The organism is Parapedobacter deserti (assembly GCF_042646065.1).
Lineage (GTDB): Bacteria > Bacteroidota > Bacteroidia > Sphingobacteriales > Sphingobacteriaceae > Parapedobacter > Parapedobacter deserti.
On record NZ_JBHRTA010000003.1, the window covers coordinates 60573 to 84391 of the forward strand.

Below are 23819 nucleotides of genomic sequence, written 5' to 3' on the forward strand. Positions count from 1 at the left end.
GATTTCTACCTAGATGGCTTGCAGAAATTTCACCAGCTCGTCCTGCAAAGCCCTTCGGAAACTGTAATGGCGATACAAGGCCTGTGCCAATTCGGCTATGCGGGGCTTTCCCGTGGGAATGTCTTCAACCACCTTCAGCATAATGCCTACTAGCTGCTGGTATTGACGGCGGTTACTGGCCTGGTCGGCGAACCGATCCAGTTGGCGCAGGTAAAGCTCCACTAACTCATCCGGATACCGCGGCAGCAAAGCTTCATGGTATTTGGTGGTGGTATCCAGCCGGTTTTCCTGCTGCACGGCATGCAGGAGGCGGTCCCAGTAGCCCTCCTCGATAAAGATACGGCCCAGCGGGATGAGCAGCAACGGGGCTTCGGTGCGGTAGTGTGCGGGCATGGCCATCCACTGTTCGGTAGCTTTCCGGGTCACCGCTTCGATGTGTTCGTTGATAACCGCCGTCCACTCATCGGGAGAGTAAGTTGCCTTCCACGCGCGGTAGTGCTCGGGCGATAGCCCGCGGCCGTCCAGCGCGAGTTTCTTGGCCTGCTGCCGGATGGTGGGCAGATCGTTTTCCAGTTGGGCTACCCGGAGCAGCTGCGTTTCCCAGGTAGACGTCACGCCGGGATGCCGTGCAGCCTCAGCCAACGCGATGCCTTCGGCTATCAAGGTTTTGGCTTGCTTGAAATCGTTCGTCGCCAATACCCTTTCAAGCTTTCTCATCCGTACGGCAGGTAGATTCAGGTGCCCGTCAATCAACCCTGCAGCCTCGTCCGACCGTCCGGTTTCAGCGAGGTAATCGATTTTAGCGGTAAGCAGAAAGGACGTCCGGTAATCCGTTATGTAACCCGCAGCCAGCGGCAATTGTTCGTCCACATGCTCCAGGAAAGCGTCATGCTCGCCAAACATCAAGGCCAGTTGTTTGAACACCCTGAATGCCCTGGGATAGAAATCGCCGTATTCGTGGTAAATGGGGTTGCGCAGTTCCTGATCCACCAGGCGGAAAAGCTCCTGTTTGAGGTCGATGGGCGCCGAGGGCGATGCCGACAGGCTTTCCAGCAAATCCAGCAGCAGGTGAATGGCCGTGCCGAGATAACCGCTTGAATCATCGCTTTTGGTGACGGCATCCATTGCTACTGGCAGGGTTCCTGATACCAATGCGTAGGCATCGCGCATATTCCCTCTTTCCAGCAACTGCTTCCCGTCCGAGGCGAGCTTGCTCAGTTCCTTGGCCAATCTGCCGGAAGCCCGGTAGTTGATGAACCCCTGCCGGGTGTATTTCTGGACTATTTTTTTTGCTGCATCCGCGTAGTGCTGGCCTGCATCCACGCTGCCTTCGCGGCCTGCGAAATACAGTTCGAAATCCGCTTTGAATCCTTTGTGGCGGGCGGCATAGTCCAGCACAAACTGGCGGAACTCTTCCAGGCTGACATCCTGCACCAACTTTTTGAGGTTTCGGCGCTTTTTGGGTACTGCGGGTTTTAGGGTGTTTTCCTGGGCGACGATACCTTTTTGTTTGCGGAGCTCTAGCCATACAGCAACCTTATGCCTGCATAATTTGTTTCCGCCGGGGCATTGGCATTCATGGATGGTAATGGCGTCACCGCTCAATATGACGTCCACCTGATAGACTTCCTTATCTCGGACCAATGCGAGCCACACATTATCCTCATATTCCACCAATTCATCGAAATCATCCTGCTGGAAGATCAGCTTTCCAGCGTCCAATGCGCCCTTGGGGGCCTTTTCCTCAAAATTTGCTAACGTCAGCATGGTTCCCTTGTTTGGAGCGGCAAGTTAGTAAAATAGCCGTTGGCGCCTGACAGCCAAGGTATCGACCAGAACGATTCCTATGCCCACCATGATGGACACATCGGCCATGTTAAAAATACCGGTTTGAAACATCCCGGCCTTTAGGTGGAGGAAATCTGTCACCGAACCGCGGATAATCCGGTCAATCATATTGCCAATCCCTCCACCAATAGCGAACCCGAGCCCCACAGCAAACCAAGGACCGCGCGAACGCTCGACCATGGCGTAACAAGCAAACGCAAGCGCAAAAATAGGCAAAACAATAAGCAGAGCCGTTTTTAGCGGAGGCCACCAAGATTGCCCCAAGCTCAGAAACGCACCGGTGTTCTCTACCTTGGTGAGCGTGATGTGGTTGTCGATGACCGTTATCTGTTCGTAGGGGTTTATATCCTTTCTCACGATAGCCTTGGTAATCTGGTCGCAGCTTACATTGGCAGCGATCAGCAGCACACCGACCACAAGCCGTACCCATCTATGGTTGCTCATTTCTTCATCTTTTATTGGTGCTGCAGTGCTTGTATACAACGCAGCGACCTCAAAGATAATGATTTATTCGTTCCTCAACGAGTCCACCGGATTGGCCACGGCCGCCCGTATCACCTGCCATCTTACGGTAAGCGGCGCAATCACGACCGCTGACAAGCCGGCCAGCGCAAACAGCCACCACGCGATATCGATACGGTAGGCGAAACCGGCCAGGCAGTCGCTCATCGCCCACCAGGCAATGGGTGAAGCGATCACCAGCGCTATCGCCACCAGCTTTACATAGTCCAGTGAAAATAAGCGGACAATACCGGTCACGGACGCCCCCAGCACCTTGCGACGAAAATGTTTTCAGGTAATACATCCTGTCTTTCCGCTCGTGAAACTCGTCGCGGGTGAAATATTGATTCACAAGCAATGTTAAGGATAATATGCTTGCCAATCCGAAAGATAGCCCTACCCCATTTATCAGGCTGAACGCCTTGTTGCGCCAAAGGTTCCGCCACGCGGTTTTGAGGTGGTTCTTGATCATTGTTTTCAGTGTTCGGTGGTCAGTGAAAAGTGTCCGGTGACCTGCCGTTGTTGCCTATAGTCGTTTATATGGCTTTATTCATTTATCGTTGTTCCTCGATCTCTGTTCCGGTAACTTCTCTTTTTCCACCCACCAATGATCACCCACAACCGATCACCATCTCCCCACCACTCATCCCTCAGCGATGCCACCAAAAAGAGGTAGCAGTTACTAAGCCAAAATAAGATGGTTTGATTATCAATGACAATAGCGGGGTTGAGTGCTAAGGAGTGTCGAACACTTGTTGTTCACCAACGGACAGGCTTTCATTCACGTTTTGATAGTTGGCAGACTTTTCCTATTATTGCATAAATAATGATGGCAATAAGCATTGATAATGATGAGAACGACATTGGATATTCCCGAAAAATTGATTGCAGAAGCGATGACCTTGTCAAAGGCAAAGACCAAGAACCAATTGATCAAGGAGGTATTGGAAGAACATATCAAACGGGTTAAAAGACAACGCTTAATCGCATTGAAAGGTACGCTCGACTTCAATATCGACCTTGATACACTTCGTGGACGGGAAGATGTCAAGATATAAAGTACTAATAGATAGCTCGGTTTGGATTCAGTACTTCAAATCGGCCGGCATTCCTATCCTTGATCGGCTATTGGAAGAAGACTTTGCGTGTACCAATGAATTAATATTAACGGAATTGCAGCCGGTATTAGTACACCATAAACGGCATGACATATTGGATGGGCTGTTGGCCTTGGAACAAGTTCCGCTCCAAATAGATTGGGAACTGATTCGGAAATACCAACTGATGAATCTTCGAAACGGTGTTAACAAAGTAGGTATACCAGACTTGATTATCCTCCAGCAAGTCATTGAGGAAAAAATAACCTTGTTCAGTTTTGATAAGCACTTCAGGTTGATGAACGAATTTTTGAGCTTTGATTTGGTCTCAGCATAACTGAAATGGCTTTACCTCGGGTAGCTGTTTTTTGGCCTCCTCGCCCAGCAGGTATGGGGAACTTTCCCATATCCAGGTGTTGTTTTTGTCAATTGTCAGGTAGGTTTTCAGGCGGTATACACGTTCCACGTCCTGGTGATAGCCGTTGTAAGCATACTCATTCTTCACCCAAAGGAATACAAAAAAAGCGGCTGTCATCCCGATAACTAACCCTGATATGTTAATCAGCGTCGTTGTTCGGTAGCGTAATAGATTCCGCCACGCGGTTTTGAGGTGGTTTTGCAACATTCTTTAGATATTGATAACAGGCGAATCTGTCCTTACTCTTTGCTCTTTTTTTGTCTTTTTCCGTTAATTATTCGTTCCTCAACGAATCCACCGGATTGGCTGTTGCAGCTTTGATGGATTCATAACTGATTGTGACCAGCGCGACGATGAAAGCCAAGCAAGCTGCTAAACCGAAAATCGCCCAGTTGATATCGATCCGGTAAGCAAAGCTATCCAACCATTTGGATGCGCCGTACCATGCCATGGGAACCGAGATCGCTATTCGGATACGCCTTATAGCATTACGCAGCTATTAGGCCAAACGGATAACCGTCTACATATTTGTGAGTTATGAACTGGTCAATGCATTAAGGTGTTCGATATCGAACACCGAATGTTCACTATCGGACAGTAAGGTGGTTTAATGGGTTCCTAGGTTACAACCTCACTCATCCCGCAAACTATCCACCAAATTCCCCGTTGCAGCCTGCACCGCCTGCCAGCCCGCGGTAAGTAGCGTCATCACCACGGCAGCTAAACCTGCTAAGACAAACATCCACCACTGGATGTTGATGCGGTAAGCAGAATCCTCCAGCCAATTGTTCATGGCCCACCACGCAATAGGTGATGCGATGACGAAGGCAACCAATACCAACCACTGCAGCGCCTATAGAATGGTTAGCCTTCATGTTCGACGGAATCGTCCACGGATAGGCCCAGCTGTGACATTGAAAACGGTGTAATGGAAACTCACTGTACCACCCGGCCTTCCCTGACGGTATTCCGGGCCAGCTGACTCACCAATTCGGCGGGTAGTCATTTATCCAATGAAAGCCGCGATTGATCAACGAGTAATCCTTTTTTTGCTTTCGCAGACTTTTAATGTAAATGTCCCGGTTTTCGAAGTGGCCGGTGAAGATGGCGGAGTCCCTTTGAAAGCTGTATTGCAAGACTCCCACCACTTTGCCATCTCTGGAAAGGGAAAGGGTCTTCTTCAATGTATCGGTATTCATTTGCAGATATTTCCTGTTCTCGGCATTGTCCAGGTAGTTGAAGTGGTGGTTTGACGAGATGAATATTTTGCTCCAGCCCAGCGTGTTGGTTGTCGCCCGCTTCGGGGGGATGGAATCGCCATTCAGCACAAAGGTGTCAATGAGGTAAGCCCCCTCGTGGGGCACCGGTTCCTTTTTTAGCATAGACCACAATCCTGCACAGCTCATTACAATGCTACCGCAGATAAAGGCATACTTGATCACCCGCGTGGTAATCAATTTCCAGCGTTTGGGGGGGCTGTAAGGCGCATAGGGGAGGCGGGTAGGCCTATGAAACACAAAAAAGTCGACGAGCGGCCTCAGGTCATAAGACAAGATGAATAGGCACAGCAGGATGATGTGCGACGAAAAAATCTTGACCGGCACATCATAAAAGAAGTTCAAAAACGCTACATTCAGCATCACGGTCATGCTGAAAAGCGCGCCAATTGTTTTGGTCCGCCTCCAGAACAAGAGCACGCCCCCCGCCAACTCCAGGAGGCCGGAAACCACCGTGTACGGCCTTGATGCACCCATAAACGTCCACACGAGCCCCATGGGCGACATGTCGCCTACTTTTTGCTCAAGTCTAAAATATCCGGGTGAAGCAAATTGCCCCTCGAATACTTTGGCAAATCCATAAACCACCAGGGTGTAAGCAACGAAGTACCGGGCAACCACGACGGTAAACTGGTAGAGTTCGTCAAAATTTCCCTTGCGCCGCTTGATCGCCGAAACAGCCATGGCGATGATCAACGAAAAAATGACACAGAACATGACGACGACATAATTGTACAAGGTATCGCCACTGCCGGTATGGTGTATTTTCTCGAATTTGGCCAGCCCCAGTACGGTCATTCCGAACCATTCGATGAATCGCTCGAAAAAACTGAACGAAAAAGAGAACTGGGAGGTGGCTATGAAAAGAAAGACGTAGCTCACTAGCCAAAGTTGGATGATTTTTGAAAAGAGTGATCGGCGCTTGGTCATGTATTGGATATTTTTTCTTCTAAAATAAAAAAATACACGAACATACAGCTAGTTTGTCCCGGATCGCGAAGGTCGCTGTTCGATATCCGATGTATGAAACCGTAATGCTATCTGAAGCTTTTTCCCGGGAAATGTCTGCTGTAAACGTCCCATCACTCGCCGTGACGACCCGTCGATTCTGGCCAATGACCGAGATGGTGGCATATTGTAGCGGTTCCTGCGTTTCCATGTCCCTGACGGTGCCCTTGAGTGTCTGGCCAAGGCCAGTGAAGGGGAAAAACAATAGAATGGGTTGAAGGCAAAACTTACTCATCCCTCAGGCTATTGACAGGATTAACCATCGCCGCCCGTATGGCTTGACCGCTCACCGTCAGTAGGGCAATGACAACTGCTGTCAGACCGGCCAGGGCAAACATCCACATTGGATGTCGATGCGGTAGGCGAAATCGGTCAGCCATCTGTCCATTGCCCACCAGGCGACGGGGCAGGCCACTACGAGGGCAAGTAATGTCAGTTTGACGAAATCTTTAGCCAGCAAGGTCAGAATGCTCGATACAGAAGCGCCCAGCACTTTGCGGATGCCGATTTCTTTTACCCTCCGCTGGGTCGTAAACATGGCCATGACAATCGTACTGTGGACACGATTTCGGAGGATGTTTCGCCAAGCGATTCTGAAGTGGTTATTTATCATTTTCTTAGGAGCTAATATAATACATAATATTTAGTCTTTATTCGGCTAGCCCCGGGAATTGATCCGACCATTCGTCCCTAAGCGAGTTCACTCATCTCTCAAACTATCCACCGGATCTTAACTCCTTTATCCTTCATCCTTTTCCTTCGGCGCTGTCACCAATCACCACTCATTCATCCCTCAACGATTCCACCGGGTTAGCCCGTGCCGCACGGAAGGCCCGGAAACCGACCACGGTAAGCATGCAGCAAAGTGTGAACAGGCCGGTCAATGCAAACAAATGCAGTGGCACATCAATCCGGTAGGCGAAATTATCCAGCCATTGGTGCATAAGCCACCAAGCAATGGGGAAGGCCAGCGCGGCTGCCACGAGCACCAGCTTGGTGAATGAAGCTGAGAGCAACGATACGATTGAGCTGACTGAAGCGCCCAGTACCTTCCGGATACCGATCTCTTTGACCCTGCGCTCAATGGTGTAGATAGCAATGCCCAAAACACCCAAAAGTGCAAGCAACATGCTGATACCGCTGAAAAAAGCCAGTTGCTGATACTGCCTTTGTTCCTTTCGATATTGGTCTTTCACGTGCTCTTCCACCCACAAAGTACGTAAAAGCCGGTTGGGGAAAAACGCATTCCACATCTTGGTGACAGCCGCCAGCGCATCTTTCTCCTGCCCATCCGCTACCCGTACCAGTAGACAGCCGTAATCCCACTCCCGGTCGGCCGTTATGACCGTCAGCACAGTGGGATGATGGAGGCTGGCCGCATGGAAGTCCTTGACAATTCCCACCGGTGTTTGAGATAGCAATCTGGAGCCGGAATCCAGTTTCAGGCGCAGCTTTTCTGCGGTCGATTCGGTGACTAGCACGTTGCTGTAGATTCCCTGCTGTATGGCCTCCGGATCATATACCGCAATATCCTGTGCACGGCCTGGCTGTAGTTGCCGGCCTTCGACGAGCTGTATCCCCAGGGTTTTGGCGAAATCAAAATCACCGCGGAATATTGCGGTTACTTTTTCTTCTCCCGGATTCGATGGATCTTCAATCCGAGTGAATTCCGCACTTCCACCGAACGGTGCCCATTGGGAAAGGCTGGCGGAGACGACACTAGCGTGCTGTTGCAGCTTTTCTTTGAATGCATTGCCTTTGCCCTCCCATTCCGTCATCGCCACAACGAGTAGGTTTTCCGGTTCGTAGCCGAGGTTTTTCCTATCCATATACCGCAGTTGCGCACCGATTGTCAGCGTACAGATGAAAACCATCATGGCGATAGCGAATTGCGCGGCAATCAACCCGCGCGTAAATCCGGTCTTTAAGGGAAGGTTCAAAACCGTTAGGCGCTTTTTCAACTCGTGGGCGGCTCTGGTTTTTGATAAGGCAGATGCGGGGAACCAGCTACAGAGCAAACCGATAAGTAGCCAGGCAGCGAGTAATCCCACAAACATCGGTAGCGATCGGTGAAATGTCAACGTCAGCGGATGTCCGAGGTATTTTTCGAACGCGTGCAATGCGAGTGTATAAGCTAGGTAAGCCAATGCGAATGCACTCCCAAAAAGCAACAGGCTTTCGGTTCCGATCTGAGAAACCAGGTGGATGCGGTCTGCGCCAAGTACCTTGCGGATTCCGGTCTCCTGCGTCCGCTTTACGGCATGGGCAAACGTTAAGTTAATGAAATTGATGCATACCAGTGCCAGAATGAGGAAGCCGATACCGGCGAGGATATACAGATCCCGCATGGGGCTGTCCCAACCGGTCGCCGAGCGGAGGTGGATGTCTTTGATCGACTGGAGTTCAAACGTTGTGTTTGTGTGATGTTGATCCGGCAGCTGCCTGCTGAACCATTCGTTTACTTTGGAAGCCAACGTGGCGATATCGGTGTCGCGCTTGACGCGGATGTACTGTCCCCGCATGGCGCCGGCTTTATGGGGTTCAAAAGACTGGCGGTGCGGGGCTACGACGATGGCGTCAGCGTGCAAATGGGTGTTTTGCGGCAAATCCTTCACGATCGCGGTAACGACATAGGGTTCCGGTTTGCCTTGTTCCGGCAGGTCATAATAAATGTTTCCCACCACTTCTTTTCCGTCGAAATAACGCCGGTGTGCACGTTCAGTGATCACCAGGTTTTTTGCGTGGGCTATGATTTGCCTGGGGTTACCCGTGATGGCCTGCGTGTCAAACAGGTTGAAAAAGTTGGTGTCCGATTCCAGCAAATCGAGGTCCACATGGCGGTGTGAAATCGAATCTATCGTCAACTTCCTGCCCTGGAGATCTAGATCAGTGTAGTCGATGACCTCGGGAAAATGCGTTGTCAGCGCGTTGCCGAGTCCCACCGGTGCGTTGTTGGTGCGGAAATGTGCGTTGCCATCTGGACCACTATGAACCGATCGCACGCGGTATAGCTCTCCCTTAAGTGTCCATTGCCGATCGTAGGATAATTCATCCAGCACCAAAGAAGCAATAAACATAACCACGGTGAGCCCCAAGGCCAGACCGATAAGATTGGTTATCGAATACGTCCGGTTGAGGATCATCGTCCGCCAAGCGGTTTTAAAATAGTTCTTTATCATTTCTTAGGAGCTAATACATAGAATTTGGTCTTTTTCGCTTTTTCGCCCCCAATCTTGGAAAACGCCAGAAAGGAGAGGGAAAAATCTAAATCAATTACTCATGTCGCAACGAATCTACTGGATTGACCACGGCAGCCCGTATCGACCGGTATCCAACCGTCAGCGCGGCGATAGCTAGCGTAAGACCGATGGCCGACAGAAAAATTCCTGGCCCGACGGTTATCCGGTAGGAGAAGTCCGCTAAATACCTATCCATGCCCAGCCAAGCTATCGGCGCAGCTATAACGAAAGCAATCACCAGCAGCTTGGCGAACTCACGGCCGAAGAGCCAGAGAATCTGCGGCACTGTGGCACCCAATACTTTCCGGACACCGATTTCTTTGGTTTTATGCAACGCCATGAATGCTATTAATCCATATAATCCGAGGCAACCGATTAAGATAGCCACAAGGGCGAAACCCTGAATGAGGTTGAGCATGATGTTGTCCAGTTCGTAAAATTCGGCAATGGATTCGTCGAGGAACCCATAAGAATATACATAGTCAGGGTACGTTTCTTTCCATAACCGTTCAAATGCAGCCATGGAAGATGCCAGTTGCTGCCCTTGGAGTTTAATAGAGCAATTGAAATAATTGGCCGTTGACGGCATGATGCATATCGCGTCTTTCTCGCTGTGGAGCGAATAATTATGGAAATCCTTCACTACTCCCACGATCGTTCCTTGGTTTTCATCGCCATTGACCGAGATGCGTTTGCCGATAACCTGTTCGGGCGAGGCAAGGTGGAGGTTTTTAACAAAGGTCTCGTTGACCAAAAACTCCTTAACGGTGTCGGACGGAAAGAAATTCCGGCCGGCTACCAGTGGGATGTTAAACGTGGATAGGTACCTGTCGTCGGCAAATTTCATGTTGATGCTCCACCGTTCGGTGTCTGGCCGGTTGTCGTAGCGGATATCGGTGGAGTTGTTGGAGCCGGAAGCGGGGGGCTGAAAATTGAGCGATACATGTTTCACACCGTTGATAGCTGAAAGCCGATGCTGTAATGTCTTCATCTTCGCCGCATTTCCAGCGTCGGGTATGGATAGGTTTACGATGGCCTCTTTATCAAATCCCAAATCGGTTTCCCGCGTATAGCGGATTTGGCTGGCAATGATCAGCGTACCGATGATCAATACTTGGGAGATGACAAACTGCCCGATAACGAGCACCCGCCGCAACGATAAGCCGCCTATTTCGCGTTGGGTGACTTGGTTTCGAAGCGCCTGTACAGGCCTGAAATCCGCCAAAACCAGTCCTGGATAGGAACCCGAAAGGAACACCATAAATATCGCTGTCGATACTAAGAACACGGGTAGTTGCCAGCTGCTGAACAGGTGCAGTTGTACTTCGGTGCCAAGCAATCCGTTGATGCCGGGCAGGATAACAAGCGCTAAGCCATAGGCAAATACCAAGGAGATCAAAGTGATGAGGGCTGTCTCTGCCATAAATTGCCAGAAAAGTTGTTTGCGGTTGCTACCCAACACCTTGCGTACACCAATTTCCTTAGCCCGGTTAATTGCATGGGCGGTTGCTAAATTCGTGAAGTTGATGGCTGCTGTCACCATGAGGAACAGTCCGATGATAAGCAGTGCCCACAGGTAACTTTTATTGACATAGCCGTCGAAGTCGGGATTGAAGTGGACGTCGCTTAGCGGCTGCAGCTTGAATTGCCAGATATCCTTATCACGGCCCTCATAGATGCGGTGGGAAAGCCCAACCAGTGCTTTAGTAACCTGCTCCGCCGTTACGCCATCTTTCAGTCTTGTATAGCATTTCGAACCTGAGAACACACCCAGCCAATTGGTGTCCATACCGTCGAGGGTCAATTCATGGTAGGAGACGAAAAACTCCTGCTGAACGTCCGTATTGACAGGAAAATCCTGAAGGATACCTTTTACCACATAGTCCGTTCGATTGTTGATTCGGAGCGTTTTACCGATTGGATCCGACTCGCCAAAATATTTTTGGGCCATCCGTTCGGTGAGGATAATCTCGTTGGGCTGCCGGAGCACCTTGCTGCTATCGCCACGCGACAGCGGGAAATCGAAGATCTTGAAAAATTCCGGCTCTGTATAGGCAATTCCAGATTCCTCAACAAACCGTTTATCATCACCTGCATCAGGCACGGCAATCATCACGCGGCGATAGTCTACCTTCCGCGCGGTGTAATCCGAAAAGTTGAAATCTTCGCGGTAGGTTTTGCCTAGCGGCCGGGGCACGCCAGCCGAGCGATTTACACCGTCGTCGTGCCACTCCGTCACCAAGCGGTATATGCGGTCTTGCTGAGGGTGGAAATTGTCAAAACTGAGATGGTAACTTACCATCGCAAAAATAATCAGAGCACTGGCTATGCCCAATGCCAACCCTAACACGTTGATCAAGGCATATGATTTGTTGCGCTTAATGTTACGCAAAGCGATTCTAAAATCGGTCTTTATCATGGCTTTTCATATTGTGTTTTTCTGTCTTTTTGCTTTTGCTGCCTGTTTCGTTTCCGATTGCTGAAAAATCACTCATCCCTCAATGAGTCCACCGGATTAGCCATTGCCGCCTGTATTGCCTGCCAGCTCACCGTCACGAAAGCAATCACCACTGCCATCAACCCTGACACGGCAAACATCCACCATTGGATGTCGATGCGGTAGGCGAAATCCGCTAGCCATCTGTTCATTGCCCACCAAGCGATGGGGGAGGCAACAACGATGGCGATCAGCACCAGCGTGAGGAAGTCCTTCGAAAGCAAACTGACAATGCCAGACACCGTTGCCCCCAACACCTTGCGGATGCCGATTTCTTTGGTGCGCTGGAAGGCTGTGAGCGTAGCTAAACCAAATAAACCAAGGCAACTGATAAAGATGGTTACACCCGTAGCCAAACCGATCAGCTTAGACATTCGGTACTCGGATTCATACAATCCTTTTATACGCTCGTCGTTGAAACGGTAGTCAAAAGGCGCATCGGGGTAAATGGTCTTCCATTCCTCTTCCATCACTGCGAAGGCCTTTTTCCATTTGGAGCGGTCGGAAGGTAACTTGACGTGGAAGGTTTGCAAAGAACTCCTTCGGTTGGAAGTTCCCAAAGCGATGGGTTCAATCGCTACACGGAAGTCTTTTTGGTGAAAATCGGCAACCACCCCTACAATGGGATGTTGCTTGTTCTCGAAGGTCAGAAAGCGGCCGATAGCAGCTTCCGGGGAATTGAAACCAAATGCCTTACGCGCGGCGTCATTGATGATAAGGTCGCGTAGCGTGTCGGTCTGTTGAATGTTGGTGCCTGCCAGCAGCTTAATTTGATAGAGCGGCAGGTAGTCTGCATCAATGTATTTGCGGGGCATGTTGAGGCGTACCTGACCCGTGTCGGCGGCGTAGTAAAAGGTAGTACCCCAATGGTTGTTGTTCAGCGGTTCATGCCCCACTGCGATGCCTTCGAATTCTGGATGCTGCGCCAACGCCCGCTTGTAGATAAAGGGATCGATATCCGCGCCCTGATCTGAGCGGTATGGCATGCCGATGTTTACCACGGCCTCATGCGTGAAGCCGAGGTCTTTATCCAAGGTGTAGTTAAGCTGTTGCCCGATGATCAGCGCGCTCACGATAAATACCTGCGCAATAACGAACTGAAAGACGATTAAGCCTTTTCGAAGGCTGAGCCGCGCTCCTAATACCATTTTGTCTCCATGTCCCTTCAACACCTGCACCGTGCGTACCTTGGTGATGAGCCAAGCGGGGTAACTACCAGCTGCAAGGGTGATCGTGATGAGTAAGGCGAGGAGAAACATCGTCAGCCCGAAGCGGTTTTGAAAATCCGTCAGACCCGCTGGGATAAATTCCGGGAAAACCGCCGAAAACAAGCTTGTTATCGGGATGGCCAGCAGCAATGCCACGAAGGTGATGGCCAATGTCTCCACCAGAACGTTGGCGATAAGCACTCGAGGCGTGCCGCCGAGCGTTTTGCGCACGCCTATTTCTTTGGCTCGTTGCGGTATCTGGGCTGTACTCAGGTTGATGTAGTTGATACAGGCGAGTATCAGCAGGAAAAAGCCGATGCCCATCAACCCATAAAGTGTTGTCATGCTGGCCGACCGGGTGCCGGTGGCGTATTCACCCGCAAAATGTTTGTCGAGAAGTGGCAGTGCTTCAAACCAAGCCTCAAACCCATGCTCCTGCTGTAGTTTAGCTGCAAAGTCGAGCCGCCGGTTGGTAGCAAAGTCCACAATCTGATCAATTGATTTACCCTTGGCAACTTTGATAAATACAATATGGGCGGAATTTGATTCGAGCCAATTGTCTGACGACCACTCCTCTGCGGAGACGGCTATAAACTCTTTTTCTTTAAAACTGCTGGGATAGTCTAAATCTGCGACGATCCCGGTGATCGCCCGGGCTACGGTATCATGGTACAATGTCTTACCAAGTATGTTCTCCGGCTCAAGGCCCGGAAAATATTCCGCAGCACGCGATTCGGTTAAGACCACCTTGTCGGGGGCGTCAAGCGCTGTTTGCCTATTTCCCGCTGTCCAGCGATGCGGCACCAGCTCGAAATAGGCTGGTAAGGTGGCGACGACTTGGGGGTCTGCCACTGTCTTTTCCGGCGATTGCCCTGAAGCTGGCACAATCAGCTTTTCGATATACTGGTCGTAAATAGGCACGACCAGCTCCACTCCGGTGACGTCTTCCGTCAACGTGGGGGCCAACGGCAACGGCACGCCGCCAAAACCGCTTTCTTTTCCATCGGATTTAAATCGTCCCACCAACTGGTAAATCTGTTCAGCATCAGGATGTTGTTTGTCGTAGCTCAGTTCGTAATCCGCGATGCGATAGACGATCCAACAAGCGCTGATGCCTATGGACAGCCCCAGTATATTCAACGCGGTGAACAATCGGTTTCGCCATAGGTGGCGGACGGTGGTTTTGATAGAATGGGGTATCATTGATCTTATAATAATGCGCTGTCAAATGGTACTGGCTCCACGAAGCGCCTGCGTCGACTGCTATCGGTGTGCTCACGTGCCGAATAAGCTAAAAGCTGATTTGGCATGGGACAGATACAGTTATGACGCCAAAAATATAACCTATTGATAGTAAGAAAAATATGGAGGTTTCAAGTCCATCGGGTGTTCGATTCCGAACAGTGGGTGTTCGCATACGGACAGCTGAAAACAAATTTCCTAACCCCGTCATATTATTTTAGTGGTACTATATACCCTGACATAGGGTTGTCAGTGGATACGGATAGCTTTGCCGCTACAAACAATTAATCACATATTGAAATGGATATCATTAAAGAACTTTTGGCAGAATTGGAAAGCGAGGGCGCAATAACCCGCAAAATGCTGGCCCTTGTGCCGGAAGACCGGTTTGACTGGGCACCACACCGCAAAAGCATGACACTGATACAATTGGCTACACATTTGGCCGAGATCCCGTCTTGGTATACGCTGGCCGTTGATCAGGATGAGCTGGACTTCAATGAAGGCGCTTATCAGCCCACCTCGATTACCAGCAACGCCGAGCTTATGGCTTTGTTTGAGAAGTCTTACCGATCAGGAAAGAACGCTTTGCGACGCTTGTCGGAAGCTTTGCTGGACAAGCCATGGATCATGCGGGGCGGGGAGGCGGTTTACCTGGACACCACGAAGTACGGCATGGTCCGCCATGCGTTTAGCCAAACCATACACCACCGTGCGCAATTGGGTGTTTTCTTGCGGCTATTGGATATTCCAATACCGGGAAGTTACGGGCCGAGCGCAGACGAAATGGGTAGCGAGTAATCATTCATCCCTTAACGAGTCCACCGGATTGGCCACTGCTGCACGTATCGCCTGCCAGCCCACGGTCAGCAAGGCGATCGCAGCAGCGACCAAACCGGCTCCGGCAAACATCCACCATTGGAGGGTTGTCCGGTAAGCGAACTCATCCAACCAAGTACGCATTATCCACCAAGCGATGGGCGCCGCTACAAAAATGGCAATAAGCACCAGCTTCAGGAAATCTGCGGATAGCAGCCGTACGATGCCTGCTACGGATGCGCCCAGTACCTTTCGGATACCGACCTCCTTCATCCGAAGCTCCGCCATATACATGGACAAACCCAGAAGACCTAAACAAGAAATAAATATGGCTATACCTGCGAAGATGCCGAACAATACCTGTTGGGTTCGCTCTTTTTCGTATATGACACCGAAACGATCGTCCAGAAATTCATAGGTGAAGGGATTGTCTTGGAAACGCGCCTTCCAGACAGCTTCGAGGTGGTTGAGCGTAGACGGAATATCTCCGCCAGTGATTCGCACAGACCACCAGGAATAACTGCCGTTCATGCCCATCACTAATGGAACGACCTGCTGGTGAAGGGACTCGAAATGGAAGTCCTTTGTTACACCGATTATTTGACCCTTTTGGCCGCCGTAAGCAAAGGTATTGCCAATCGCATCTTCAGGACTACGCCACCCGAGCATCTTTGCAGCCGACTCATTCAAAATGAATCCTTCCATGCGGTCGGTAGGATACTCGCGCGACAGGTTCCTTCCTGCTACCATTTCGATTTGGTAAGTGGGAATAAACTGTTCATCAATGGCCAGCCCCTTGATGATCGCTCCTGTCGGTGCTAATTGGCCACCGCGCATCACATATGCGGTCTGCCCATCCAATAGCCGTCCCGTAGGAATGCGTGATGATCGGGCAACGTCCACGATGCCCGGATGTTGGACCAGTTGATGTCTTGCCGATTCAAAGGCAATTGAGTCGCCCGCCGCAGGCATCAGCAAAACCTGCTCCTTGGAGTAGCCCAACTTGAAGTCCTGCACATGCCTCATTTGGCTGTACACCACCGTGGTACAAATAATCAATAACACGGCTATGGCAAATTGGATTGTTACCAACAGCTGTTGCAATACTCCTCTTTTGACGTCGGTAGCCACCTTACCTTTGAATACCTTTATCGGCTGGAAAGCTGTCAGAAAAAAGGCCGGATAACTGCCAGAGACGAAGGCAGTAAATAGCGTCACGCTCACAATGATACCGATGAACGACGGATTTAGGAGACCGTTAAACTTGAGGCTTTTAGCTGCCAAATCATTCAGAAACGGAAGCGCGGCATAGACAAACGCAAATGACACCAGCAGGGCAATGACAGTATATAACAATGATTCCATGAGAAATTGCCTGATGAGCTGCCCACGTTGCGCGCCCACAACCTTCCGCATGCCCACTTCCCTCGCCCGTTTGGCCGATCTCGCAGTGGTCAGGTTCATGTAATTGATGCAGGCAATGATAAGAATGAACAGCGCGATGGCTGCAAAGAAATAAACGTAGCGGATATCGGATGTAGGTTCGATTTCCGAATCGGTATGAGAATGCAGGTGGATGTCCGTCAGCTTCATGAGGTGCAAAACCGAATACTTCGAGGTATGCTCGCCCATATGCTTGTTCTGGAACGCTGGGAAAGCGTCGGCCAACCGTGTCGGATCGTACCCTTCGGGAAGCAACAGAAAAGTGTTGAATGCATTATTACCCCAATTAGACCGCAAATTTTCAGCTCCATAAATGTTATCGTCATTAAGTGTAGCGAACGATATCAGCAGTTCTGGGTGCATGGTCGACTGGGCGGGTAGTGGTTCGAAAACGCCGGTTACCATCATTTCCGCTTGATTATTGACCCGGACCATTTTACCCAATGGATCTTCATTGCCGAAATATTTCCTGGCTAACGGTGCAGACAACATCAGCGTATAAGGGTCTCGAAGTGCGGTATGCGCGTTGCCCTGCACGACAGGAACCGAAAATAAATCGAAGAACCCTTCTTCGGCAAAAAATATCCGATCCTCATTGAAAAGCTTGTCGCCATACCGAATCGTCGCACTCGTCTGCAGCATCCGCACTACCCGCTCCACTTCCGGAAAATCTTGCGCAATAAGCGGCCCATACGGTGGAGCCAGCTGCGCCAAATGAAGGTTAGTGGCTCCGTTGTCGTCCAAAAACTCACGCGATACCCGGTAAATCCTGTCCCCCTTTTCATGGAAACGGTCATAACTTAATTCGTCCTTGATATATAAGGCAAGCAACAGAAATGCGGTCAGCCCGATGGCCAGTCCAATGATATTGATGATTGAGAATACCTTGCTGCGCACTAAGTTGCGCCATGCGCTCTTGAAATAGTTCGTTAACATATTTAGCTTATATCAATACGATGACATTTTCTGCGCCAAAATCGTAACGGTTTACTTATTAGCAATTTATGTGTTCATCGTGTGGCGGAGGTGTACGATACCGAACACCTGGGTGTTCAGTTGCGGACAAACATCTCCGAGCGCACTTAACCAGTTATTTGCGCTGAACAGATGGTATTCTCACAAAAAACTTTTTCGATAGTCCGGCTATTGCCAAAACTTAAGGCGTATACATGATAACTCCAATTGCTTTTAAATAAAAAATAAAAAAAAATTTGCTAAAACGATTTTTGTTCATACCTTAGCCGTTGATAAACCAATATATAGTAACTAATTTAGTAACCGATTAAAACGTAACCAGATTTAGATTATGGCAAAACATCCAACTATCACTACTTAAACGACCACATAACGTACGGTTCATGCAACTGTATGTTCGTCATCACATTACATTTCGATCAATGCCGCACTCATTTGAGTGCAGCAGGATATTGATTGCCTGTAATGCGTCATTTGTGCCAATTGTATAAGGGCGTTGCCGTTAAGTTAATCTGTTACGATTAATTTATTTGATCATCGAACATAAAATCTAACAACTCATCAACATGATGCATAACAAGACCCCGGTTTGGATCTTAATTTCATGCTGTACTACTGCGCTATGTTTCTATAGTAACACGAGTACGTCTGCTGTAACCTGGCAGCTAACCGACACCCTGTCGCAGTCGTCTGCCGCGAATAACCTGACGAATGATACCAGTGCTGTGCAAGTGGTATCGCTGGGTCGCGACCACCGTGTTTTCACCGATATAAATCGCCATTCGTTAACCGGCGAGCCGGACGATATAGCCCGTTTTCCGGCGGTATCGTTACAGCAATACCTCAAAGACCGTGTTGCAGGGCTGTATGTGCAGGAAACCTCGGGCGAACCCGGCACAGTGCAGCAGATGTATATCCGTGGCCTGCCGATGCCCATTCTTTCTCAAAAGGAGGTTTACCAATCACAACCCCTCGTAGTACTGGACGGAATCCCGTTAATCGGCGAGCACCCGTTTGCTTATGATATCCAGCAGTACGACTATAATCGCATCGGGCCGGCCACTAATCTGCTGAGCAACATCGATATGAATAACATTGCCTCCGTGCAGGTGCTGAGGGATCTGGCAAGCACGGCGATTTATGGGCCGTTGGGAGCAAACGGCGTCATTGCCATTACCACCAAGCAGCCGGGTACCTCACGCAAAATCAGCTTCAATTCATACATGGGCGTAGCCCAGCGTCCAATCGTCACCACCATAAATGGGGCGTACGAGAACGATTTCCGAAGACAGTTTTATGACCGCTATACGGCCACAGGCCGGTATTCGGCAGATGATACGTACCCGCTCTACCTGAGTGATTCGCTCAATACTGCGTACTATGGGGCGGCGGATTGGTCGGATAGTTACTACCAGAACGGTCTGGTTTATTCGGCAAATGCCGATATATCAGGCGGAGGTGATCGCGCAAACTTCCGCTTTGCCGTGGGGCATATGCGAAACCAGGGCGTGGCAGACGAAACGGGGCTCTCGCGCTATAACGCCTTGTTCAACATCAATATGAAACCCACGGAATGGTTGCTGTTTTCAGCGATGATAAATGGCAACAGGCTACTGCGCAACCGCAACCGTTCATTGCGCGATCGCTTTGCCACGATGTCCTATATTCCGGATTTATCTTCTCCGCTGGCGCCTAACAATGCCATTTATAAAAGCTATCTCCAGCAGTTTGAAAACAGTTTCGACAACAATGCCACCAACATCGTGGAGGGCCACGCGAAGCTGGTGTTCGATTTCAATCGGTTGAAGGTGACATCTCGTCTGGCCATTGACTACAATGAGGGGTACCGCGACCTGTTTTATCCGCGCACACTCATGGAAGAGAATAGTTACGCATCCAATTATTATGGATATAACCAACGGGTCATCTTTGATAACCACGTAACCTATGATGTGGACTTGGGAGCCCGGCAAGCATTTTTCCTTGAGGCTGGCGCTTCATTGCAGTGGGATGCTTACAAATACAATTATGCCTATGCGTACAAGGGCATCAACGACTTTATTAAAATCAACTTATTGGAGTCTGACCCCGATGACGGGAACTATCTGAACCCCTTAGCGTTTCCCCGGCAACTGGTCTACAAATTTCTTGATTATACCCGGCAGAACTTGGTTTCGTTCTACGGACGCGGAACTTACAATTTCGATGACCGGTATACGGTGTCTTTGCTATTGCGTTCAGATGGATCGTCCAATGCCCAGCCAACCAGCCGATGGCTTTTTGCCCCTGTGCTTTCCGCGGGCTGGAACATCAAAAACGACCTCTTAGCGGATAATCGAACATTCTCGACATTCAATTTACGCGCCAGCGCCGGGCGAATGGGCCGGCTAAACGTATTTGACAATTTTTCACAGGGACCGTCTTACTCGACGTATATCGGTTATACGGGCAACGTCATTGCCGCAGGCTATAACGGTTTCGGCGTGCTTAGCCGTCCATACGAATTCGGCTGGTCGGGTTATGGGATTCCATGGTCATATACCGACCAATTGAATATCGGACTGGATCTTGGCTTCGCAGACGAACGGATCCGAATAAACATCGATGGGTACACGAAATACGACCGCAATCAATTGCTTGGTGTCCCATCGTATGCTGAATATGGCTATAGTCAGTCTTACGAAGTTGGTATGGAGGTGAATAATACGGGTGTGGAAATGCAACTCAGCGCAGACGTTGTCCGCAACACAGAAGGGCGCTTCTCATGGACCCCGGCAATTGTGGTCAACTATAATCAAAACAAACTTACTGCACTCCCGGGTGGACTGGATGAGATTGTTATTGACAACCGGATGTTCCGTGTCGGGGAACGCGTTGATCGCTTCTGGCTACTTCAGAACGAAGGAATTTACCTCGCCGATTCCGAAGTGCCGCTTGTGGATGGCAGTCGGCGGCATTTCAACAGCATCGACTTGCGGGCAGGCGATCCCCGCTGGGTCGACATTGACGGCGATAATGCGATCACCAATGCGGATAAAACGCTGATGGGAAACATGTTTCCAAAGGTTGCTGGCGGTTTCATCAACCGATTCAGCTATGGCAAGTGGGACCTCGATGCCAACTTCCATTTTAACATCGGGCGTAATATCCTGAATGCTGAAATGGCCAATCGGTTTGACTTTATCAACCGTGAAGGCACGGTGAATATGAATTCTGTAAAGGAAATCACCTTTTGGGAAAAGCGCGGCGACTACAGCCAGTATCCATTGTATAACCCATGGAGCAACGTCATCCCCTACCGAACCGATCAGGATTTGTTTCTCGAAAATGGCTCGTTCGTCAAACTGCGTACCCTATCCGTGGGCTACGACCTGAGTGACTGGCTAAAGAGCCGCTCGTCAGCCATCGAACGGCTGTATGTATACTGCACCGGGCATAACCTATTTACCCTAACGCCATATTCCGGCCGAGATCCGGAACTGGTGAATTTCATGGGTTATGATACGGGTTATGGTTTACCAATTCCGCGGACGTATACCTTGGGCATTAGGATGAATTTGTAAAAAAGACGAAGCAAAGTACGAAGGATCATTATGAATAGACATAAAACAATCGGAGCGTTGATGGCATTGGCCCTGTTTTTAGGAGGCTGCAAAAAAATGTTGGATGTCGACTCATCGCGTATCGTGGGTGAAAAAAACATGTGGAATTCGCTAGAAGATACCCGTGCGGCTTTATTGGGAACTTATGGCCTGGTAAGGGCGGCCTTGGCGGATCATAACGCTTATTGGCTGTATGGTGATGTCCGCGCTGGCGAGTTTACAAGCCCAAATCGGCAGGATTTGCGGGCAATTATTGCCAACGATCTTACCGCATCATACCCGGCATTGGAGGCCTTGTCCAATTGGCGACGCTGGTATGCGGTGATCAACTCAGCCAATATTTTCTTAGAGCGTGTACACGACGTGCGTGAAAAGGATTTGCGGTATTCTGCAAACAACATGACGGTGGATGTTGCGCAGATCCGTTTCTTGCGGGCGTTTGCCTATTTCTACATGGCCCGCATTTGGGGAGATGTACCGCTGATTACTTCTTCTCACGATGGTAGCTTTGAAGACAGGCGTCGTGATGACCAGAGCAAGGTGTTGGCCTGGGCCGAGCGGGAGATGCGAGCTGCAGCGGCCGATCTTCCATTGCGCTACAGTGCAGGAGATCCGCAGCAGCAAGGTGATTATTATAACGCAAACCAAACACGATGGGACGGTGCGCTGGTCAGAAAACTGACCGCTTATGCCATGTTGGCGCACCTTGCGGCCTGGCAGGGCAACTATCCGGATGCAGCGAGTTACAGTAAAATAGTTGTCGATATGCATTCTGTGGCCGCTATGGGCTACGTTTCCACGGCGCACCTCACCGACGCAAATGGCTTCTTTTTCAACAAACGCACCAACCAGTTGTTCGGCTTTGCGTTTGACTGGGGCCATGTGGATGCCTCGTTTACCGGCCATCTCGAAGAACTAACGCTGGCCGAGCCGGTCGTAAATAAACAGATACCGGATATTTACCTTCCCAAGGATTCGATTATCAAGATCTTTAATGAAGCTGGCGACGAACGGTTTGCGCTCGACACCTTGGGCACCCCGGTGTCTGACCGTTACTTTTCCAACTACAATGGAAAATATCCGATCTTCAGTAAAGTCAAATGTATCATGGGGGGGGTAAATGATCCGTCATTCCGCATATTCAGCAGCGCCATTGTCCTTACGCGGTTGGAAGACATCGTCTTATTGCGGGCCGAAGCGCTGGCCGTGCTCGGCGAACGCCAGGGAGCTATCGATTTGCTGAACGAGATCCGCACCCGTCGGGGACTCGACCCATACAACGAAGATATCAACGGCGACCTGATCAACACCATATTCCTCGAGCGCCAGCGCGAACTAATGGGCGAAGGGCACCGGTGGTACGACCTGGTGCGCTATAACCGCATCCGGCCAAGCCATCCGGCCATCAGCCAGCTGATCAACAACGGCGGCATTTTCTGGCCCGTAGCACAAAACCTGCTCAGACAGAACAATCAGTTGACACAAAATGCATATTGGCAATAACGATTTGATTATCATGAACAAACGATTTTTTCAATACGGTTATCTCCTGCTTGCCGGACTGATGGTTGCGGCGTGTGCCAAAGACAGTGGGTATTACCGCCCTACGGCCGTTGAAAATCAATTCGACGGCGATACGTACACCTACCTGAAAAGTAAGCCTGGGGTCTACGATTCCCTCCTCCGGGTAATCGACCGTATGGAACTGGAACCGACGCTACGCGATAGCAACATCACATTGTTTGCACTCACCAACGAAAGTTTCCAATTGGCCATCACCAACCTTAATAATATCCGGTTGCTGGCAGACCGCCCGTCGGAGTACCTGTCGACCATTAACGCCAGACACCTGGACACGATGATCACACAATACATCATTCGGGGCAAATACCCAACGGACTCGATGATGTTGCAGGATGGCATTGCCCTGGAAGCTGTGCGGCATGGGTACCCGATGCATGCTCAATTGGCTCATACTACGTCGTCCGGCTTCCTCGGCGGCGGTCCATCAACCATCAGTTTCAGTGATACGAAGAAAAGCCAATTCCGGCGCAACTGGATCAGCACCAACACCGGATCCATCAACATTGCCACGGATAACGCATTCGTGCATGTCATCAGCAACGACCACGTGTTTGGCTTCGGCGATTTCGTCAGCAGGCTTACGTTCGTCCCACCGCCGCCCAATCTGTTCCATACCATTGGCGGGACCTGGAGTACGGAACGCGAAAACGGAGGTGGCCCCAATGCGGTGGAGGCCGCAAAGTACGCATTTGATGGTAATCGTGAGACGAAGTTTCTGCTGGGCGGCTTCAACGGAGCGTGGCTTAAGTTCGAGCTAGATACTCCAGCAGTGGCCGGTGCGTATACCATCACATCAGCAAATGACTTCCCCGAGCGCGACCCCATTGACTGGAACCTGCAGGGATCGAACGACGATGAAAACTGGACGACACTGGATGCCCGGGCAGGTGAAATCTTCGAAAACCGGTTCCAAATGAAAGTATACCACATAAACAATCGAAGGGCATTCAAATTCTATCGGCTCAACGTCTTACGCAACCGGAGCGGTGACGCCTTCCAAATGGCAGATTGGTCTGTCAACGCCCCGCGTGAAGAAGAACCAGTAGACTAAATTAAACGAC

At 50.2% G+C, this 23819-nt stretch carries 19 protein-coding genes; 6 read left to right on the top strand and 13 right to left on the bottom strand.

Annotated elements, in window-relative coordinates; genetic code table 11:
• Positions 1-9 precede the first annotated feature (9 nt).
• From ACFOET_RS00345 to ACFOET_RS00355, 3 genes are all read right to left on the bottom strand, one after another.
• Positions 10-1767: an SWIM zinc finger family protein gene (locus tag ACFOET_RS00345; RefSeq protein ID WP_379018376.1), complete on the bottom strand. Its 1758-nt coding sequence runs from the start codon at positions 1765-1767 to the stop codon at positions 10-12.
• Between the two features lie 24 nt (positions 1768-1791).
• Positions 1792-2292, bottom strand: coding sequence for a signal peptidase II (lspA, locus tag ACFOET_RS00350; protein ID WP_379018378.1), 501 nt, complete (start codon positions 2290-2292; stop codon positions 1792-1794).
• A gap of 63 nt (positions 2293-2355) precedes the next feature.
• Positions 2356-2622 (bottom strand): ABC transporter permease, encoded by a 267-nt coding sequence (locus ACFOET_RS00355; RefSeq protein ID WP_379018380.1) that lies wholly within the window; start codon positions 2620-2622, stop codon positions 2356-2358.
• 575 nt (positions 2623-3197) lie between these two features.
• On the opposite strand from ACFOET_RS00355, the gene ACFOET_RS00360 reads away from it, so the two are divergent.
• Both ACFOET_RS00360 and ACFOET_RS00365 read left to right on the top strand, forming a co-directional pair.
• Positions 3198-3407 (top strand): type II toxin-antitoxin system VapB family antitoxin, encoded by a 210-nt coding sequence (locus ACFOET_RS00360; protein ID WP_379018382.1) that lies wholly within the window; start codon positions 3198-3200, stop codon positions 3405-3407.
• Entirely contained in the window at positions 3394-3783 is a 390-nt protein-coding gene (locus tag ACFOET_RS00365) for a PIN domain-containing protein (protein WP_379018384.1), read from the top strand. Before ACFOET_RS00360 ends, ACFOET_RS00365 begins: the two co-directional genes overlap by 14 nt.
• Here the strand turns inward: ACFOET_RS00365 and ACFOET_RS00370 are convergent.
• From ACFOET_RS00370 to ACFOET_RS00410, 9 genes are all read right to left on the bottom strand, one after another.
• Positions 3775-4071 carry a hypothetical protein gene (locus tag ACFOET_RS00370; protein WP_379018386.1) on the bottom strand — a complete coding sequence of 99 codons (297 nt, stop codon included), beginning with the start codon at positions 4069-4071 and terminating at the stop codon, positions 3775-3777. The genes ACFOET_RS00365 and ACFOET_RS00370 overlap by 9 nt on opposite strands.
• A gap of 67 nt (positions 4072-4138) precedes the next feature.
• Entirely contained in the window at positions 4139-4315 is a 177-nt protein-coding gene (locus tag ACFOET_RS00375) for an ABC transporter permease (protein WP_379018388.1), read from the bottom strand.
• Positions 4316-4495: 180 nt separating this feature from the next.
• The gene (locus tag ACFOET_RS00380) at positions 4496-4657 is read right to left on the bottom strand and encodes a hypothetical protein (RefSeq protein WP_379018390.1); all 162 of its coding nucleotides are present in this window, start codon (positions 4655-4657) and stop codon (positions 4496-4498) included.
• Positions 4658-4847: 190 nt separating this feature from the next.
• Positions 4848-6071, bottom strand: a complete 1224-nt coding sequence (locus ACFOET_RS00385) for a hypothetical protein (RefSeq protein ID WP_379018392.1) — start codon at positions 6069-6071, stop codon at positions 4848-4850.
• A gap of 19 nt (positions 6072-6090) precedes the next feature.
• Positions 6091-6384 (bottom strand): carboxypeptidase regulatory-like domain-containing protein, encoded by a 294-nt coding sequence (locus tag ACFOET_RS00390; RefSeq protein WP_379018394.1) that lies wholly within the window; start codon positions 6382-6384, stop codon positions 6091-6093.
• Between the two features lie 81 nt (positions 6385-6465).
• Positions 6466-6762 (bottom strand): ABC transporter permease, encoded by a 297-nt coding sequence (locus ACFOET_RS00395; protein ID WP_379018396.1) that lies wholly within the window; start codon positions 6760-6762, stop codon positions 6466-6468.
• Between the two features lie 169 nt (positions 6763-6931).
• A complete protein-coding gene (locus tag ACFOET_RS00400; protein WP_379018398.1) occupies positions 6932-9328 on the bottom strand; it encodes an ABC transporter permease in 2397 nt (798 codons plus the stop codon).
• A 94-nt stretch (positions 9329-9422) separates the two neighbouring features.
• Complete coding sequence (locus ACFOET_RS00405) at positions 9423-11807, bottom strand: ABC transporter permease (RefSeq protein WP_379018400.1); 2385 nt, start codon at positions 11805-11807, stop codon at positions 9423-9425.
• Between the two features lie 68 nt (positions 11808-11875).
• Positions 11876-14296 (bottom strand): ABC transporter permease, encoded by a 2421-nt coding sequence (locus tag ACFOET_RS00410; RefSeq protein WP_379018402.1) that lies wholly within the window; start codon positions 14294-14296, stop codon positions 11876-11878.
• A 339-nt stretch (positions 14297-14635) separates the two neighbouring features.
• Here ACFOET_RS00410 and ACFOET_RS00415 point away from each other — a divergent pair, with 339 nt between their 5' ends.
• Positions 14636-15136: a DinB family protein gene (locus tag ACFOET_RS00415; RefSeq protein ID WP_379018404.1), complete on the top strand. Its 501-nt coding sequence runs from the start codon at positions 14636-14638 to the stop codon at positions 15134-15136.
• Here ACFOET_RS00415 and ACFOET_RS00420 read toward each other — a convergent pair whose 3' ends face one another.
• A complete protein-coding gene (locus tag ACFOET_RS00420) occupies positions 15137-17533 on the bottom strand; it encodes an ABC transporter permease (protein WP_379018406.1) in 2397 nt (798 codons plus the stop codon).
• A gap of 605 nt (positions 17534-18138) precedes the next feature.
• On the opposite strand from ACFOET_RS00420, the gene ACFOET_RS00425 reads away from it, so the two are divergent.
• Genes ACFOET_RS00425 through ACFOET_RS00435 form a run of 3 tightly spaced genes read left to right on the top strand, consistent with a single transcriptional unit; the run spans position 18139 to position 23809 of the window.
• Positions 18139-21135 carry a SusC/RagA family TonB-linked outer membrane protein gene (locus ACFOET_RS00425; RefSeq protein ID WP_379018408.1) on the top strand — a complete coding sequence of 999 codons (2997 nt, stop codon included), beginning with the start codon at positions 18139-18141 and terminating at the stop codon, positions 21133-21135.
• A gap of 30 nt (positions 21136-21165) precedes the next feature.
• Positions 21166-22677 (top strand): RagB/SusD family nutrient uptake outer membrane protein, encoded by a 1512-nt coding sequence (locus tag ACFOET_RS00430; protein ID WP_379018410.1) that lies wholly within the window; start codon positions 21166-21168, stop codon positions 22675-22677.
• 13 nt (positions 22678-22690) lie between these two features.
• Positions 22691-23809 carry a fasciclin domain-containing protein gene (locus ACFOET_RS00435; RefSeq protein ID WP_379018412.1) on the top strand — a complete coding sequence of 373 codons (1119 nt, stop codon included), beginning with the start codon at positions 22691-22693 and terminating at the stop codon, positions 23807-23809.
• The last annotated feature ends 10 nt before the right edge of the window (positions 23810-23819 follow it).

What these genes read in the sequence shown, in the direction of transcription:
- ACFOET_RS00345 (WP_379018376.1), bottom strand. Translation starts at nt 1,767, where the DNA reads ATGCTGACGTTAGCAAATTTTGAGGAAAAGGCCCCCAAGGGCGCATTG.
- lspA (WP_379018378.1), bottom strand. Translation starts at nt 2,292, where the DNA reads ATGAGCAACCATAGATGGGTACGGCTTGTGGTCGGTGTGCTGCTGATC.
- ACFOET_RS00360 (WP_379018382.1), top strand. Translation starts at nt 3,198, where the DNA reads ATGATGAGAACGACATTGGATATTCCCGAAAAATTGATTGCAGAAGCG.
- ACFOET_RS00365 (WP_379018384.1), top strand. Translation starts at nt 3,394, where the DNA reads ATGTCAAGATATAAAGTACTAATAGATAGCTCGGTTTGGATTCAGTAC.
- ACFOET_RS00370 (WP_379018386.1), bottom strand. Translation starts at nt 4,071, where the DNA reads ATGTTGCAAAACCACCTCAAAACCGCGTGGCGGAATCTATTACGCTAC.
- ACFOET_RS00375 (WP_379018388.1), bottom strand. Translation starts at nt 4,315, where the DNA reads ATGGCATGGTACGGCGCATCCAAATGGTTGGATAGCTTTGCTTACCGG.
- ACFOET_RS00380 (WP_379018390.1), bottom strand. Translation starts at nt 4,657, where the DNA reads ATGAACAATTGGCTGGAGGATTCTGCTTACCGCATCAACATCCAGTGG.
- ACFOET_RS00385 (WP_379018392.1), bottom strand. Translation starts at nt 6,071, where the DNA reads ATGACCAAGCGCCGATCACTCTTTTCAAAAATCATCCAACTTTGGCTA.
- ACFOET_RS00390 (WP_379018394.1), bottom strand. Translation starts at nt 6,384, where the DNA reads ATGAGTAAGTTTTGCCTTCAACCCATTCTATTGTTTTTCCCCTTCACT.
- ACFOET_RS00395 (WP_379018396.1), bottom strand. Translation starts at nt 6,762, where the DNA reads ATGATAAATAACCACTTCAGAATCGCTTGGCGAAACATCCTCCGAAAT.
- ACFOET_RS00400 (WP_379018398.1), bottom strand. Translation starts at nt 9,328, where the DNA reads ATGATAAAGAACTATTTTAAAACCGCTTGGCGGACGATGATCCTCAAC.
- ACFOET_RS00405 (WP_379018400.1), bottom strand. Translation starts at nt 11,807, where the DNA reads ATGATAAAGACCGATTTTAGAATCGCTTTGCGTAACATTAAGCGCAAC.
- ACFOET_RS00410 (WP_379018402.1), bottom strand. Translation starts at nt 14,296, where the DNA reads ATGATACCCCATTCTATCAAAACCACCGTCCGCCACCTATGGCGAAAC.
- ACFOET_RS00415 (WP_379018404.1), top strand. Translation starts at nt 14,636, where the DNA reads ATGGATATCATTAAAGAACTTTTGGCAGAATTGGAAAGCGAGGGCGCA.
- ACFOET_RS00420 (WP_379018406.1), bottom strand. Translation starts at nt 17,533, where the DNA reads ATGTTAACGAACTATTTCAAGAGCGCATGGCGCAACTTAGTGCGCAGC.
- ACFOET_RS00425 (WP_379018408.1), top strand. Translation starts at nt 18,139, where the DNA reads ATGATGCATAACAAGACCCCGGTTTGGATCTTAATTTCATGCTGTACT.
- ACFOET_RS00430 (WP_379018410.1), top strand. Translation starts at nt 21,166, where the DNA reads ATGAATAGACATAAAACAATCGGAGCGTTGATGGCATTGGCCCTGTTT.
- ACFOET_RS00435 (WP_379018412.1), top strand. Translation starts at nt 22,691, where the DNA reads ATGAACAAACGATTTTTTCAATACGGTTATCTCCTGCTTGCCGGACTG.